The sequence below is a fragment of the Pseudomonas sp. NFPP07 genome (assembly GCF_900115645.1).
Taxonomy (GTDB): Bacteria; Pseudomonadota; Gammaproteobacteria; order Pseudomonadales; family Pseudomonadaceae; genus Aquipseudomonas; species Aquipseudomonas chlororaphis.
In genome coordinates this window covers 238,325-252,506 of record NZ_FOXG01000004.1, presented here as the reverse complement: position 1 = coordinate 252,506, position 14,182 = coordinate 238,325, and the positions used below count along the sequence as shown (strand labels likewise).

The 14,182-nt window shown below is 61.9% G+C and carries 16 protein-coding genes; 5 read left to right on the top strand and 11 right to left on the bottom strand.

The window, feature by feature from the left end:
• Positions 1 to 1,236, bottom strand: coding sequence for a 3-methyl-2-oxobutanoate dehydrogenase (2-methylpropanoyl-transferring) subunit alpha (locus BM019_RS12325; RefSeq protein ID WP_092418410.1), 1,236 nt, complete (start codon positions 1,234 to 1,236; stop codon positions 1 to 3).
• Between the two features lie 197 nt (positions 1,237 to 1,433).
• On the opposite strand from BM019_RS12325, the gene bkdR reads away from it, so the two are divergent.
• Complete coding sequence (bkdR, locus tag BM019_RS12320; protein WP_007923098.1) at positions 1,434 to 1,922, top strand: Bkd operon transcriptional regulator BkdR; 489 nt, start codon at positions 1,434 to 1,436, stop codon at positions 1,920 to 1,922.
• Positions 1,923 to 2,064: 142 nt separating this feature from the next.
• Here the strand turns inward: bkdR and BM019_RS12315 are convergent, their stop codons facing one another.
• Positions 2,065 to 3,006: a polysaccharide deacetylase family protein gene (locus tag BM019_RS12315; protein WP_092418409.1), complete on the bottom strand. Its 942-nt coding sequence runs from the start codon at positions 3,004 to 3,006 to the stop codon at positions 2,065 to 2,067.
• Between the two features lie 92 nt (positions 3,007 to 3,098).
• Positions 3,099 to 3,407 (bottom strand): hypothetical protein, encoded by a 309-nt coding sequence (locus BM019_RS30480; RefSeq protein ID WP_139217372.1) that lies wholly within the window; start codon positions 3,405 to 3,407, stop codon positions 3,099 to 3,101.
• Between the two features lie 7 nt (positions 3,408 to 3,414).
• Between BM019_RS30480 and BM019_RS12310 the strand changes: the two genes are divergently transcribed.
• Positions 3,415 to 4,044, top strand: a complete 630-nt coding sequence (locus BM019_RS12310) for a helix-turn-helix transcriptional regulator (RefSeq protein WP_009043321.1) — start codon at positions 3,415 to 3,417, stop codon at positions 4,042 to 4,044.
• 167 nt (positions 4,045 to 4,211) lie between these two features.
• On the opposite strand, the gene BM019_RS12305 is transcribed toward BM019_RS12310, so the two are convergent.
• The 5 genes from BM019_RS12305 to dapF all read right to left on the bottom strand — a co-directional run bounded on the left by BM019_RS12305 (position 4,212) and on the right by dapF (position 8,154).
• Positions 4,212 to 4,586, bottom strand: a complete 375-nt coding sequence (locus BM019_RS12305) for a RidA family protein (protein ID WP_085531471.1) — start codon at positions 4,584 to 4,586, stop codon at positions 4,212 to 4,214.
• Positions 4,587 to 4,688: 102 nt separating this feature from the next.
• The gene (locus BM019_RS12300) at positions 4,689 to 5,954 is read right to left on the bottom strand and encodes a dicarboxylate/amino acid:cation symporter (RefSeq protein ID WP_092418408.1); all 1,266 of its coding nucleotides are present in this window, start codon (positions 5,952 to 5,954) and stop codon (positions 4,689 to 4,691) included.
• Positions 5,955 to 6,088: 134 nt separating this feature from the next.
• Complete coding sequence (locus BM019_RS12295; protein WP_092418407.1) at positions 6,089 to 7,054, bottom strand: threo-3-hydroxy-L-aspartate ammonia-lyase; 966 nt, start codon at positions 7,052 to 7,054, stop codon at positions 6,089 to 6,091.
• A 20-nt stretch (positions 7,055 to 7,074) separates the two neighbouring features.
• Positions 7,075 to 7,260: a hypothetical protein gene (locus BM019_RS30475; RefSeq protein WP_256596237.1), complete on the bottom strand. Its 186-nt coding sequence runs from the start codon at positions 7,258 to 7,260 to the stop codon at positions 7,075 to 7,077.
• 93 nt (positions 7,261 to 7,353) lie between these two features.
• Positions 7,354 to 8,154: a diaminopimelate epimerase gene (dapF, locus tag BM019_RS12290; RefSeq protein ID WP_092418406.1), complete on the bottom strand. Its 801-nt coding sequence runs from the start codon at positions 8,152 to 8,154 to the stop codon at positions 7,354 to 7,356.
• Positions 8,155 to 8,427: 273 nt separating this feature from the next.
• On the opposite strand from dapF, the gene BM019_RS12285 reads away from it, so the two are divergent.
• Positions 8,428 to 10,095: an MFS transporter gene (locus BM019_RS12285; protein ID WP_062825453.1), complete on the top strand. Its 1,668-nt coding sequence runs from the start codon at positions 8,428 to 8,430 to the stop codon at positions 10,093 to 10,095.
• Positions 10,092 to 11,237, top strand: coding sequence for an HlyD family secretion protein (locus BM019_RS12280; protein WP_092418405.1), 1,146 nt, complete (start codon positions 10,092 to 10,094; stop codon positions 11,235 to 11,237). Before BM019_RS12285 ends, BM019_RS12280 begins: the two co-directional genes overlap by 4 nt.
• A gap of 122 nt (positions 11,238 to 11,359) precedes the next feature.
• Here the strand turns inward: BM019_RS12280 and copD are convergent, their stop codons facing one another.
• From copD to BM019_RS12265, 3 genes are all read right to left on the bottom strand, one after another.
• Positions 11,360 to 12,220 (bottom strand): copper homeostasis membrane protein CopD, encoded by an 861-nt coding sequence (copD, locus tag BM019_RS12275; protein WP_092418404.1) that lies wholly within the window; start codon positions 12,218 to 12,220, stop codon positions 11,360 to 11,362.
• 3 nt (positions 12,221 to 12,223) lie between these two features.
• Complete coding sequence (gene copC, locus BM019_RS12270; RefSeq protein WP_092418403.1) at positions 12,224 to 12,586, bottom strand: copper homeostasis periplasmic binding protein CopC; 363 nt, start codon at positions 12,584 to 12,586, stop codon at positions 12,224 to 12,226.
• Between the two features lie 93 nt (positions 12,587 to 12,679).
• Positions 12,680 to 13,120 (bottom strand): acetyltransferase, encoded by a 441-nt coding sequence (locus BM019_RS12265; protein WP_092418402.1) that lies wholly within the window; start codon positions 13,118 to 13,120, stop codon positions 12,680 to 12,682.
• 239 nt (positions 13,121 to 13,359) lie between these two features.
• Here BM019_RS12265 and BM019_RS12260 point away from each other — a divergent pair, with 239 nt between their 5' ends.
• Positions 13,360 to 13,980, top strand: coding sequence for a TetR/AcrR family transcriptional regulator (locus BM019_RS12260; RefSeq protein WP_007922198.1), 621 nt, complete (start codon positions 13,360 to 13,362; stop codon positions 13,978 to 13,980).
• The last annotated feature ends 202 nt before the right edge of the window (positions 13,981 to 14,182 follow it).

Sequence of the window (14,182 nt, the reverse complement as noted above, 5' to 3'; positions counted from 1 at the left end):
TCAGATTCCCAGTTGCTGGCGTTGGCGCTTGAGGTGCTCGGGCATTTCCTTGTACACGTCCTCGAACATGGTCGCGGCGCTGGGGATCTGCCCGCCGGCGAGGGTGCCGAACTGCTCGGCCTGTTTCTGCGCGGCGATGACTTCGGCTTCCAGCTCGGCACTGACCGCGGCGTGTTCCTCTTCGGACCACTGGCCGATCTTGATCAGGTGCTGCTTGAGGCGGGCGATCGGGTCGCCAAGGGGGAAGTGGCTCCAGTCGTCGGCCGGGCGGTACTTGGACGGGTCGTCGGAAGTGGAGTGCGGGCCGGCGCGGTAGGTGACCCATTCGATCAGGGTCGGGCCGAGGTTGCGCCGGGCGCGTTCGGCGGCCCAGCGGGACGCGGCGTAGACCGCGATGAAATCGTTGCCGTCCACCCGCAGCGAGGCGATGCCGCAACCGACGCCGCGTCCGGCGAAGGTGGTGGCTTCACCGCCGGCGATGGCCTGGAAGGTGGAGATCGCCCACTGGTTGTTGACCACGTTGAGGATCACCGGCGCGCGGTACACGTGGGCGAAGGTCAGGGCGGTGTGGAAGTCCGACTCGGCGGTGGCGCCGTCGCCGATCCAGGCCGAGGCGATCTTGGTATCGCCCTTGATCGCCGAGGCCATGCCCCAGCCCACGCCCTGCACGAACTGGGTGGCCAGGTTGCCGGAGATGGTGAAGAAACCGGCTTCTTTCACCGAGTACATGATCGGCAGCTGGCGGCCCTTGAGCGGATCGCGCTCGTTGGATAGCAGCTGGCAGATCATGTCCACCAGCGGCACGTCGCGGGCCATCAGGATGCTTTGCTGGCGGTAGGTGGGGAAGCACATGTCGTCGATGTTCAGCGCCAGGGCCTGGGCGCTGCCGATGGCTTCCTCGCCGAGGCTCTGCATGTAGAACGACATCTTCTTCTGGCGCTGGGCGACCACCATGCGGTTGTCGAAGGTCCGGGTCTTGAGCATGGCGCGCATGCCCTGGCGCAGGACCTCGGCCGGCACGCCTTCGGCCCATTCGCCCAGGGCATTGCCCTGGTCGTCGAGCACGCGAATCAGGCCACGGGCCAGGTCGGCGGTGTCGGCGGGTTCTACATCGATTGGGGGTTTGCGCACCGTGCCGGCGTCGGTCAGACGCAGGTAGGAGAAGTCGGTTTTGCAACCGGGACGGCCTGAGGGTTCGGGCACGTGCAGGCGCAGCGGTTCGTACGCTTGGGTCATGGCTTGTCTACGCTCGATCTTGTGAATTTCTTGTAGTGGGCGCGCTTAGCTGACAGTCATTCTTTGGGTAAAAGAAATCTTGTCCTACAACAATCATAGGCCGGGCCAAGGAGAATATTTATCTCTGTTTCGTTGCGCTCAGGATGATTTGCAGATAAAAAATCTGCATAAACATAAAAATCAGGTTGATTTGTCTCATGCGCAAACTGGACCGTACCGACATCGGCATTCTCAACAGCCTCCAGGAGAACGCCCGCATCACCAACGCCGACCTCGCCCGTTCGGTGAACCTTTCGCCCACCCCGTGCTTCAACCGCGTGCGCGCCATGGAGGAGCTGGGGCTGATCCGCGAGCAGGTGACCCTGCTGGATGCCGACCTGCTGGGGCTGCACGTCAACGTGTTCATTCACGTCAGCCTGGAGAAGCAGGTGGAAGAGGCGCTGCAGCATTTCGAAGAGGCCATTGCCGACCGCCCGGAAGTCATGGAGTGCTACCTGATGGCCGGCGATCCGGACTACCTGATCCGCGTGCTGGTGCCGACCATTCAGGCCCTGGAGCGCTTCATGATGGACTTCCTGACCAAGGTCCCCGGCGTGGCCAACATCCGCTCCAGCTTCGCCCTCAAGCAGGTGCGCTACAAGACCGCGCTGCCGCTGCCGGCCAATGGCTTGACCCTGGGCAGTTGATGGGGGAACGGCAGGCCCGGCCTCTCGCGAGCAAGCTCGCTCCTACAAGGGGTGTGTAGGAGCGAGCTTGCTCGCGATGACAATCGACGGGGCGCCATCGAACCTGGCCTTGACCCCCGTCTTTGAGCCCAACCATAAGGCTTCAATCGTTGTAAGCCGCCTCGGTGTTATCGATCAGCGGGTTCTTCTCCGTCAGCACGATCTGCGCGATCCGGTTCTTGCGCATAAAGCTCACCTTCGGATGGGACTGGGCGTAGCGGATAAAACGTTCCACCGCTTCGACCATCGCCGGCGTGCCGCCGATCCTGTCGTGCAGGCTCACCGACATCATCCGCCGCCGGTTCGCGCCTTCGGCGTACAGGCGATCGAACTCCAGCACCAACTGCTGATAGAACTGCTCGGCGGAGAAGTGCCGGCCCTCGATCAGCACGATGTCGTTGTTGCGCAGGGTGTAAGGCACCACGGCGAATTTCTTGCCACGTACCAGGGTAACGAAAGGTTCGTCACGGCTGACATCGTCGATGTGGTAGGTGAAATTCAGATCCTGCAACACTTTCAGGGTGTTGGGGCTGCGCCGCAGCCAGTTGGCGTTGTAGCCGACCGAGCGCTGGCCGGTGAGCTTTTGCACCGCGTCCACGCCATCGCCGATGAACTGTTTTTCCTGGGCGTAACTCATGTTGTAAGAGTCGGCCCAACGCATGCCGTGGGCCGCCACCTCATGGCCACGCTCGGCGATGGCCTTGACCAGCTCCGGGTGTTTCAACGCGGCTTCGCCGACCACATGGGAGGTGACCTTGATGCCGGTGCGGTCCCACAGGTCGAGCAGGCGCCACAGGCCTTCCTTGTAGCCGTAGTCGAACCAGGTGTTGGCCGGCAGGTCGGGGTAGCCCTTGGGCAGTGGGCTTGCGGAAAACGGGCTTTCGGCGCCCTCCGGCTGGCCACCGGTCTCGAACTGCATGGAAAACGACAGCACCAGCTGCGAGCCGTCCGGCCAAGGACGCTCCTGGGCGAACGCCAGGGCCGGCGCCAGCAGGCTGAGGGCGAGCAGGCGCTTGAGCCAGTGCACGTATTTGTGGGGGGACATGGTGGCACTCCTTGAGGAAAAAGTGCCGATAGGCTGGCATCAGGCTTTTTCCTGAAACATCCCCTCGAAGCCAGATCACCTTTAAAGAAAATTTACCAATCGAGCCGGGATGGGTCTTGCTGTGCGTGTTCAAGCTCAAGCGCGATAAGCTTGCCCGTTGAGTCGCACACCGAGCCATAGCCGAGGTTTGGTTCTCCGTTCACAATGGTCCGCGTATTGGCGGACTGGGCGTTTGAGAACGCTCCGATTCTTCTGCTGCTACCGACCAGGAAAAACAGGTCCCGTAAAATACAGGCGCTTGCCTCTTTCTCGAGCGAATCATTCAAAGCCCAAGGCACTGATAAAAGCCATGCATAGGCTGTTATTGTCTTCTCATTGAAATCTTCTACTTTGCTGGACATCTTCGCTATGAAGAAAAACACGACCCCCGAGCAACAGGCGCTGATCAGTCAGCTGGAGCAAATTGCAGAAGGCTTGAGCCAGACCTTCAGCCCATTTTGCGAAGTGGTACTGCACGACCTGCGAGATCCCGAGCACGCCATACTGGCTATTCACAATAATCTTTCCGGCAGGATGGTTGGACATCCCGCTACCGAATTGGGACTTGCTCGAATTGCCGACCCCGCTTACCCCCAGGTAATTGCCAATTATCCCAATCATTTCAAAGATGGCCGCCAGGCCAAAAGCACATCGATTGGCATCAAGGATTCCACAGGGCGTTATGTGGCCGCGCTCTGTATGAATATCGACCTGACCCTGTTCAGAAGCCTGCAGGGCATGCTCGATCAGTTCGGGGCCTTCAGCGGCGAACGTCCCCATGAGTCGCTCGAGTCGAGCGGTGCAGAGTCGATTCGAGCGCGCATCGATCAGTTTGCCGCACGCATGGCCACCACTCCCCGTGCCCTGAAGGCGGGCGATCGAAGGGCTCTGCTCCAGGAACTGAAGGAGTGCGGTCTGCTGGACATCAAAAAAGCCATGGAGACGGTGGCTTCACACCTCGGCGTATCGCGCGCAACGGTGTATAGCGATACGAAGTGATTGGCACCTCATGCGCTCCTGGCCACACGGGGCAGCGTTGACCCGATCGGTAGATTGAAACGATCGGCGTCAGACGTATCGTCCTCAATCCTTTGGGAAGTCGGCGCTTCCCGATCCAGCGATTGGCGCCAGGCATCGAGGTGCCTTCGCACCTCGACCCCGGTGGGTTACATACGGGCCACAGCCTCAATCTCGACCAGATAGCCATGGTGCAGTTCTGGTACCGGCACTACGGCGCGCGCCGGACGATGGCTGCCCAGCATTTCGCAATAGATCTCGTCGAAGGCTGGCCAATGCTTTATGCCCGCCACATACACAGTGACCTTGACCAAGTCAGAGGCAGTGCGGCCTGCGGCATTGAGAATCGCCAACAGATTGCTGAGGGCTATGTGTGCTTGTTCGGTGAACGAGGCCTCGATGTTGTGAGTGCCATCGGGACTGACGGGAAGCTGACCCGAAATGTACAGCGAGTCTTGGTGAATGACCGCTTGCGAGTAATGGCCGGCAGGAGGGGAAGCGGTATCGGTGCTTACAATTTTCATGAGTAACCTTATATAGAGGGGAGCCGATGCGGTAGGCCATGCAACCCATCCGCTCCCGGTGTTCGATTGAATGGCGGTGCCATGGGTTTTTGTAAGGGTCGGTTAAACGGCTTGCAGGCTTTTCTCGGTATCGTTTGCTGCCTCGATCGGGTCCGCATTACCCTGTCGCCCGATGACAGCGGTAGCGACGCCGCAGCCAAAGACGTTGGTGGCGGTGCGTCCCATGTCCAGGACTGGATCAACGGCGAGGATGAGCAGCAGGCCCGCTTCCGGAAGGCCGATCATCGGCAGGCCCGCAGCCAGGACGACCAGCGAGCCACGCGCTACCCCCGCAGTTCCTTTACTGATAACCAGCAGCGTCAACAGCACCATGATCTGGTGGGAGAACGTCATTTCGATGTTGTACGCCTGGGCGATGAACATCACGATGAAGGATTGGTACATCATCGAGCCGTCCAGGTTGAATGAGTAACCTAGCGGCAGGACGAAGCTGCTCACGCGCTTGTTGGCGCCGAACGTGTCCAGGGCGGCAATGGTTTTCGGGTACGCGGCCTCGCTGCTAGCCGTGGAGAACGCGATCAGCAGCGGTTCACGCATGTGCTTGAACAGGTGCTTGATACGGGGCCCGAGGGCCAGATAGCCGGCAAGCGTGATCAGCGTCCAGAGTAGCGCCAAGCCGAGGAAATACTGTCCCACCATCTTGCCAAAGGTCACGACCATACCCAGGCCATGCACGGTGACAGTGGCGGCGATGGCTGCAAAAACGGCCAGAGGAGCCACATACATCACGTAGTCAGTGACCCTGAACATGACATTGGCCAGCTCTTCGAGGATATCCACGATGAACTGGCCTTTGCCCTTGACGAACGCCAGTGCGGATCCGAAGAACAGGGAAAACACAACGATCTGCAGCACTTCGTTGCTACCCATTGCCTCAATGATGCTTCGAGGGAATACATGGGTGAGAAAGAGCGGCAGGCTAAAGGCGGAAGTGTTCAGGCCGCTATTCACTGCGTCACCGCTAACCGCCAGGTTCAGACCCGTTCCAGGCTGGAAAAAGTTGGCAAGGAGCAAGCCAATCGACAGCGATACCAGGGAAGCGATCATGAACCAGGTAATGGCTTTGAAGCCAACGCGGCCCATCGAACCGTTTCCCGACATGCTGGCCACGCCGGTAACCAGTGTGGCGAGCACCAGGGGTGCGATGACCATTTTGATCAGGCGTAAAAACACGTCAGTGACCAGGTTCAGGTATCCGGCAACTTCTTTGGCTGCCGCCGTATCGAGTTGACTATGAAGCATGCCCCCCAGGACGACGCCGGAAATCATCGCAATGACAATTGCTTTAACGAGAAGACGGCTTTTCATGTGCACCTCTTTTTTATTGTGGCTATATCTATAGCCATGTTATCGGGCTGAATATGTTCATTGAATTTCGGCAAGACGATGCCGTCAGGCGCTGTTGAACGCCTGATGTTCTTCAATGGATAAAGCGCGCTGTCTTAAAGCTGGAGAAACTTTCCAAACTTGTCGATATCAATGTTGCCGCCGGTAATGATGATGCCGACGCGTTTGCCTTGAAGTTCATTCCTTAACTTTCTTGCGGCGGCAAGCCCCAGGCATCCGGTGGGTTCAACCACGGTTTTCATGCGCTGGGCAAAGAACTTCATTGCACAAATAAGCTCTTCGTCGGTAACGGTGACAATCCGGTCAACGCCATTCAGGATAATGGGGAAAGTGTAATTTCCAAGGTGCTGGGTTTGCGCCCCATCAGCGATGGTGTCGGGGGTGTCGATGTGAACAATTTCACCTGAATTGAACGATTGTTGGCCGTCATTACCGGCTTCAGGCTCGACCCCGATCAAGGTACAGCCGGGTGACAGCGCGCGCGTGGCAAGGGTTGTTCCAGACAGCATTCCTCCACCCCCCAGGCCCACAAACAACGTATCCAGTTGGCCCACGTTTTCGAACAGTTCCTTGGCGGCGGTTCCCTGGCCGCAAAGCACGTCGGGATGATCGTAGGAGGGGATCAACGTCATACCGTGCCTGGCGGCCAGGGCTTTGCCGATAGCCTCGCGGTCTTCGGTGTAACGGTCATAGAAGACCACCTCGGCGCCATAGCCTTTGGTCGCCGCGACCTTGGCGGCAGGCGCATCAGTGGGCATGACAATAGTGGCCGGAATTTTCAACAGCGATGCTGCTAATGCGATGCCTTGCGCGTGATTTCCAGAGGAGAACGCCACAACACCGCCTCGGCGTTGCGTTTCGCTGAATTTCGCGAGGGAGTTGTATGCCCCCCTGAATTTGAAAGAGCCGGTACGTTGGTAGTTTTCACATTTGAAAAAAACCTTGGCACCGATTTCATCATCGATCGTGCGCGAGGTCAGAACTGGCGTAGCGTTTGCTACTCCCTCAAGTCGCGTCGAGGCATCGACTACATCTTGATAAGTGGGCAGAGTGATTTGCATAACAAAATGTCCTCAAAGAATTACCACGGCCAAGAAATGTCCTGGCCAATACCTTCGATATTGGCTTGCTTGAACAGCAGTTGAGCACCTGTCAGGTCTTGTAGCGCTAACCCCGTCATAACGAAAAGAGTGATGTCATTCGCCCTGCGGATGAGTTCGACTTGCCCCGTCAGCAGGTCACCCATTTCCGCTTGCGTGGCTGGCACTCTAAAGGCTTAAGACAAATTATCCAGTTCTGGACTATTTGTAAAGTTCCAGTGCAAACCGTCTGTCATCGCGACAGGTCCGTCCAGGCACCATCAGCCGCAGAGCATCCTGCTGAACACCTGCACCACATTGCCGGCCAGCCGCACCTTGCCCTGGCCGTCCCAGCTGACGGTGACCGGGCCGCCGTCGCACAGCACCCGGACCGGGCTGTCCAGCAGGCCGCGGCGGATGCCGTTGACCGCCGCGCCACAGGAGCATGAGCCGGAGCCCAGAGGGATGGCGCCGTTGCGTTCCCAGATGCGCAGGCGAATGGTCTGGCGGTCGATGACCTGGACGAAATGCACATTGGTTTTCTGCGGGAACAGCGGGTGCGCCTCGATCCGCGGGCCGAGTGTGGCCACATCGATGGCTTGCACATCCTCGACGAAAAATGTGCAGTGCGGGTTGCCCATGCTGCACGCCGCCGGCTCGCCGGGCAGGGGCAGGGCCAGACTGTCGAGGGCCGTCGCCAGCGGAATGTCCTGCCAGGCAAATTGCGCCACGCCCATCTCCACCGCTACCGACTGATCGTCCAGGCGCGTGCAGTGCTGGATGCCGCGCACGGTTTTCACCCATACCGAGTCTGCGCCGCTTTCGCGCATCAGCAGGTCGGCCGCGCCGCGGGTGGCGCTGCCGCAAGTGCTCAGGCTGGAACCATCGGCATTCCAGAAAGTCAGTTGCGCCGCCGTCTCGGGGCAATCGCCGAGCACCACCAGTTGATTGAAACCCACGCCGCGATGGCGATCGCCCAGGGCCCTGGCCAGCTCGGCGGTGATCGGGTTGTCGCGCCCGCGGGCATCGACCAGCATGAAGTCGTCGCCATTGGCATGCAGCTTCTGAAAAGGCAGGGGCATGGAGGTCTCCGCGGCTGGAGCGCAAGGGGAGGTCGATTCTAGAGGGGCAGGGGTGGCAATGGTAAACGCGACGTCGCAAGAAATGATCTGTAGGAGCCAGCTTGCTGGCGATACGGGTACCGCGGCTAGCCAGGCACACCGCTATCGCGAGCACGCTCGCTCCTACAAAGACGCCTCAGGTTCCGGCAAACTGCCGGGCAACCCGGAACAACTCTGGATCGTCCGCCACTCGGGCGGACATGGGACAAGCTCACGCAATGGCAAGGTCACTGAATGGATAGTTACGCCCCGCGCAACTGGCAACCCCACGAAAAGCCCAGCTTGCCCGGCTCCCCCTCGACGCCGCTGCACCCCACCCACAAGCGCCTGGCCTATGCCCTGGTCGGTTTGCTGGTGGCGATCACCGGCGGCCTCGGCAACTCACTGGTGATCGCCAACCTGCCGTATCTGCAAGGCGCCCTGGGCGCGACCACCGCGGAAATGGCCTGGCTGCCGGCCGCCTACGTGATGACCAACGTGTCGATGAACCTGCTGCTGGTGAAGTTTCGCCAGCAGTTCGGCCTGCGCGCCTTTACCGAGGTGTTCCTGGTGCTCTATGCGCTGGTGACCTTCGGCCACCTGTTCGTCAACGACCTGAGTTCGGCCATCGCCGTGCGCGCGGCCCACGGCATGGTCGGCGCGGCCCTGAGCTCCCTGGGCCTGTACTACATGGTCCAGGCATTCCCGGCCAAGTGGCGGATGAAAGCCCTGGTGCTCGGGCTGGGCGCCTCGCAACTGGCCTTGCCCCTGGCCCGGCTGTTTTCCGAAGACCTGCTGCAGATCGCCGAATGGCGCGGCCTGTACCTGTTCGAACTGGGGCTGGCGCTGGCGTCCCTGGGCTGCGTGTTCCTGCTCAAGCTGCCGCCCGGCGACCGTTTCCGCACCTTCGAAAAGCTCGACTTCCTGACCTTCGCCATCCTCGCCAGCGGCGTCGCGCTGCTCTGCGCGGTGCTGTCCCTGGGGCGCATCGACTGGTGGCTGGAGGCGCCGTGGATCGGCTACGCGAGCGCCGGTTCGATCGTGCTGATTCTCGCCGGCCTGGCCATTGAACATAACCGCAGCAACCCGATGCTGATGACCCGCTGGCTGGGCAGCGGGGCGGCGATCCGCCTGGCCCTGGCGGTGATCCTGATCCGCATGGTGCTGTCCGAGCAGTCCACCGGCGCCGTGGGTTTTCTCCAGGCGCTGAACATGAGCAGCCAGCAAATGCGCCTCCTGTATGGCGTGATGCTGCTGGGCAGCATCGCGGGTCTCGCCACCAGCGCCCTGACCATCAACCCGGCGCACCTGCTGATGCCGCTGGTCATCTCCCTGGCGCTGATGGCCGTGGGCTCGGTGATGGACAGCTTCTCCAGTAACCTTACGCGCCCGGCCAACATGTATTTCAGCCAGTTCCTGCTGGCCTTCGGCGGCACCTTCTTTCTTGGCCCGACCATGGTCCTGGGCACGCGCAACGTGCTGACCAACCCGCGCAACCTGGTGAGCTTCTCGGTGTTGTTCGGCATCTGCCAGAACCTCGGCGGGCTGATCGGCTCGGCGCTGCTGGGGACCTTCCAGATCGTGCGCGAGAAATACCATTCCAGCCATATCGTCGAGCAACTGGTGCTGATGGACCCGCGGGTGCTGGGCCGGGTGCAGAGCGGCGGGGCGGCCGTCGGCCGGGTCATCGCCGACCCGCAGGCGCGCGAGCTGCAAGGCATCCGCAGCCTGGCCAGCGCCGCCACCCGCGAAGCCAACGTACTGGCCTACAACGATGTGTTCATGCTGATCGCGGTGATTGCCGTGCTGACCATGATCTGGATCTTCATTCGCAGCCTGTGGCTGATGAGCACGACCAAGGCGGTCGCGCCAGCCACCCCAGCCCCGACTCCCGTCCAACCCAGCGGTGCCATTTCTTCATGACCGAACCGACCATCACCACCACCAACGCCATTGCCTCGACCCCGGAAGGCAGCACGCCGCCGTCGATGCCGATCACCGAGCCGCGTTCGCTGCGGGTGCGGATCATCTCGTCCCTGGGGTTCGCCGCGATCGCCATCACCGGGGTATTGATCGTGCTCTATGCCTGGCAGCTGCCGCCGTTCAGCAGCCCCATCGAAAGCACCGAGAACGCCCTGGTGCGCGGCCAGGTGACGATCATCGGGCCGCAGCTCAGCGGCTATGTGTTCGAGGTGCCGGTGCAGGACTTCCAGTTCGTCAAGGCCGGCGACCTGCTGGTGCGCCTCGACGACCGCATCTACAAGCAACGCCTGGAGCAGTCCCTGGCCCAGCTGGCGGCGCAGAAGGCGGCGCTGGCCAATGTGGTGCAGCAACGCAACAGCGCCGAAGCCACCATCAAGCTGCGCCAGGCGGCGCTGGCCGACAGCCAGGCCCAGGCGCGCAAGAGCGCCGCCGACCTGCGCCGAAACCAGGAACTGATCGCCGACGGCTCGGTGTCCCAGCGGGACCTCGACGTGACCCGCGCCGCCAACGCCCAGACCCTCGCCGCGGTGGCCCAGGCCCAGGCGCAGCTGGACATCGCCCGCCAGGACCTGCAGACGGTGATCGTCAATCGCGGCTCGCTGGAGGCCGCGGTGGCCAATGCCGAGGCGGCGGTGCAACTGGCGCGGATCGACCTGTCCAACACCCGGGTCACCGCGCCGCGCGATGGCCAGCTGGGGCAGATCGGCGTGCGCCTGGGGGCCTACGTCAATTCCGGGGCGCAGCTGATGGCGCTGGTGCCGAACCAGCTCTGGGTGATCGCCAACATGAAGGAAACCCAGATGGACAACATCCGCGTCGGCCAGCCCGCGAGCTTCACCGTCGATGCGCTCAACCACCGCAAATTCCACGGCCATGTGCAGCGCATTTCGCCGGCCACCGGTTCGGAGTTCGCCTTGTTGCAGGCCGACAACGCCACCGGCAACTTCGTCAAGATCGCCCAGCGGATACCGGTGCGCATCACCGTCGACCCCGACCAGGCAGAAAGCGAACGCCTGCGTCCGGGGATGTCGGTGGTGGTGAGTATCGATACGGCGGCGGAGGGCGACGCCCACATCGAGTGATGTGCATCCCTTGTAGGAGCGAGCTTGCTCGCGAAAAAAACTCTACGGCGACACGTTCACACAGGGCAATCGCCGCTTCGCGGCTATCGCGAGCAAGCTCGCTCCTACAAGGGGGCGGGGTGTCAGGCGGTGAGAGGCGGCAAGGTGCCGAGCAGCGACACCGCCGCCACCGCGGCGATGCCCAGCAGCCATTCCAGCAGCACGCTGCGGCGCAGGGTGCCGAGGCGTTGCTGGCAGTCCTCGATGCGCAGGCGGTTGAACAGGGCCAGGGCGAACATGCCGCACACCAGCAGCACCTTGATCAGCAGGATCAGGGCAAAGCCGGACAGCAGCGGTGTCGGCCACAACTGGCCGGTCAGCACCCGCACATTGATCAGCCCACTGAGGCTCAACCCGGCCACCAGCCCGTAACCGACCCCACTGAAACGCCGCAGCAGCGGGCCCAGTGGCAGGCCGTCCGGCTGGCGCAGAATCATCAACAGCACCAGCAAACCGCCCAGCCACAGGCTGACGCAGCCCAGGTGGACGATCTGGTTGAGGATCAGCAACTGGCCGCTGAGGCCGTCGAGCATGGCGCCATGGCCCACGGGGGCGAGGGTGGCCAGCAGCAGGGCGGCGAGGATCAGCCGCAGCGCCAGCGGCTCACCCAGGTGGGTCAACAGCAAAACCACCAGCAGGCCATTGAGCAGCAGATGCCAGCTCCACACCTGGCCAAAAAAGGTGTTGCCCAGCACCCGCTGCAAGGTCGCCGGGTCCAGGGCCGCGGCGCCGCTGCCGGCCATGCTGGCGGTGATCAGCAGCAACCAGCAGATGCCCGTGGCCAGGGCGATTCCGGCCAGCCAGCGGCCGAGTCGGGTCAGGTTTCGATCCAAGGCGGCAACGGGCTCGTGCCCCAACAGCAGGGGCCTGAACACCCAGGCCCCGAACAGCAGCAGGACTGCCGCGAAATGCACGAAGCGGCAGAGCACCAACAGGGTCGACATCGGTTACTGGCCGACCTTGAAGCCGTAGCTGCCTGCGCTCTTGTGGGTATCGACCGACACCGCGTGCCACTCGACCTTGTAGGCGCCCGCCGCCAGCGGCGCCGCCGGGGTCACGACCAGGGTCTTCTTGTCCGCGCCTTCGGTGGCCAGGGCCTTGACGGCGACCGCCGCGCCATCCTTGCTCAGGCTGACTTTAGTGAAGGCCGCCTCGACGCCTTCGGAGAACACCAGGCGCAACTCGCTCGGCGCGCTCACCGTGCTGTCGGCGGCCGGGACCTGGCTTTGCAGGTGGGCGTGGGCGAAGGCCGAGGAGGCGGTGGCGAGAGAGGCCAGCAGGGCGCTGGTGGTCAGCAGTTTTTTCAGCATGGGAAATACCTGTTCAATGAGTGTCGGGTAGTCGATGCGCCGATGAGTATAAGGACCGTGGTCGGGTCGCTGGATGAAACATCGGCGCATTGTTCAAGCGCTTTTCAGGCGCATATGGATGATCGGGAACGGCCGGCCCTGGCCGTCGGTTGCCGAACGGCCGATGTCTTCGAAACCGTAGTGCCGATAAAAACCATGGGCCTGGGGGTTCTGTTCGTTGACGTCTACGCTGAGCCGCGGATGCCGGCTGCGTACATGGTCGAGCAGTTGCCGGCCGACGCCCTGGCCACGGCGGGTCGGTTCGATAAACAGCATTTCCACCTTGTCGCCGGCGGTGGCGATAAAGCCGGCCGGGGTGCCGTCGGTATCCTCCAGCAACCAGGCTTCGAGGGCCGGCAGGTAGGTGTCGCGCACCAGGGGGTAGAGCAGCTGGATGTCGTCTTCGGCGATAAAGTCGTGGGTGGCCCGTACCGAGCGTTCCCACAGGGCGGCGAGCTGCGGGTCGTCCGCGGCCCGGCGTTTGCGAATGTTCATGGATAAGCTCCATAGCGGCGTTGCAGGGTGGCCGAAACGCTTTGGGTTCGGCGGCGAAAGTCCTGCCTGCATGTCCGTGTCGCGAATCAACGCCTGGACGGAACACTTCAGGTGCCCGGGAATAAGGCGGGAGGGATCCTAACCAATCGGTTTTGCCGGGGAAAGCCGGGCGCAGGAAGTTTCGTTTTTGTACGAAGGCCGATGGTAGTCTTGCAGCAGACTGTTTTCAGGGAGCCCTTATGGGCAATCACAAGATCGAGATCCGTCGCAGCAACGTCGAAAAAATCCTCCTGGCGGCGGAAAAGGTGTTCGCCGAAAAAGGCTTCAGCGGCACGGCCATGGCCGATATCGCCGCCGAGGTGCAATTGCCGCGCTCCAACCTGCATTACTACTTCAGCACCAAGAGCGAGCTGTACAGCGCGGTGCTGCTGGAGCTGCTGGAACTGTGGAAGCAGGACGCGCTGTGCTTCGAGATGTTCGACGACCCGCGGGTGGTGCTCAGCAGTTATATCCGCGCCAAGATGAACCATTCGCGCAGCCGGCCTTATGGCTCGAAAGTCTGGGCCAATGAAATCATCCACGGCGCGCCGACCCTGGGCGAGGCGCTGGACGCCAGCCTGTACGACTGGGCGAAGATGAAGGAAGCGAAGATCCGCCAGTGGGTCGAAGACCAGCGCATCCTGCCGGTGGAACCCTCGAGCCTGCTGTACATGATCTGGGCCTCGACCCAGCACTACGCCGACTTCGACCACCAGATCATGATCATCAACGAACACCAGCCGCTGTCGGACATGCAGTTCGAAAAGGCCGTGCAGACGGTGACCAGCGTGATCCTGCGCGGGATCGGGCTGGAGCCCTGATACGGCAGCCCCCCTGAACGTTGGCGTGTAGCCGCTGCCGAGCGCAGCGAGGCTGCGAACGGCAACGCAGTTGCCGCAAAACCTGAATTCGCGGTGTGTCAGGTCTTGCGCGTTATCCGGGTTGCGGCCGCTTCGCGCCCGATCGCAGCCTCGCAGGCTCGGCAGCGGCTACAGGCAGGCGTCAACGTTTACGTCCAGCCAA

Coding starts and splice junctions, on each gene's coding strand:
- BM019_RS12325 (WP_092418410.1), bottom strand. CDS start 1,236: ATGACCCAAGCGTACGAACCGCTGCGCCTGCACGTGCCCGAACCCTCA.
- bkdR (WP_007923098.1), top strand. CDS start 1,434: ATGCGCAAACTGGACCGTACCGACATCGGCATTCTCAACAGCCTCCAG.
- BM019_RS12315 (WP_092418409.1), bottom strand. CDS start 3,006: ATGTCCCCCCACAAATACGTGCACTGGCTCAAGCGCCTGCTCGCCCTC.
- BM019_RS30480 (WP_139217372.1), bottom strand. CDS start 3,407: ATGTCCAGCAAAGTAGAAGATTTCAATGAGAAGACAATAACAGCCTAT.
- BM019_RS12310 (WP_009043321.1), top strand. CDS start 3,415: ATGAAGAAAAACACGACCCCCGAGCAACAGGCGCTGATCAGTCAGCTG.
- BM019_RS12305 (WP_085531471.1), bottom strand. CDS start 4,586: ATGAAAATTGTAAGCACCGATACCGCTTCCCCTCCTGCCGGCCATTAC.
- BM019_RS12300 (WP_092418408.1), bottom strand. CDS start 5,954: ATGAAAAGCCGTCTTCTCGTTAAAGCAATTGTCATTGCGATGATTTCC.
- BM019_RS12295 (WP_092418407.1), bottom strand. CDS start 7,054: ATGCAAATCACTCTGCCCACTTATCAAGATGTAGTCGATGCCTCGACG.
- dapF (WP_092418406.1), bottom strand. CDS start 8,154: ATGCCCCTGCCTTTTCAGAAGCTGCATGCCAATGGCGACGACTTCATG.
- BM019_RS12285 (WP_062825453.1), top strand. CDS start 8,428: ATGGATAGTTACGCCCCGCGCAACTGGCAACCCCACGAAAAGCCCAGC.
- BM019_RS12280 (WP_092418405.1), top strand. CDS start 10,092: ATGACCGAACCGACCATCACCACCACCAACGCCATTGCCTCGACCCCG.
- copD (WP_092418404.1), bottom strand. CDS start 12,220: ATGTCGACCCTGTTGGTGCTCTGCCGCTTCGTGCATTTCGCGGCAGTC.
- copC (WP_092418403.1), bottom strand. CDS start 12,586: ATGCTGAAAAAACTGCTGACCACCAGCGCCCTGCTGGCCTCTCTCGCC.
- BM019_RS12265 (WP_092418402.1), bottom strand. CDS start 13,120: ATGAACATTCGCAAACGCCGGGCCGCGGACGACCCGCAGCTCGCCGCC.
- BM019_RS12260 (WP_007922198.1), top strand. CDS start 13,360: ATGGGCAATCACAAGATCGAGATCCGTCGCAGCAACGTCGAAAAAATC.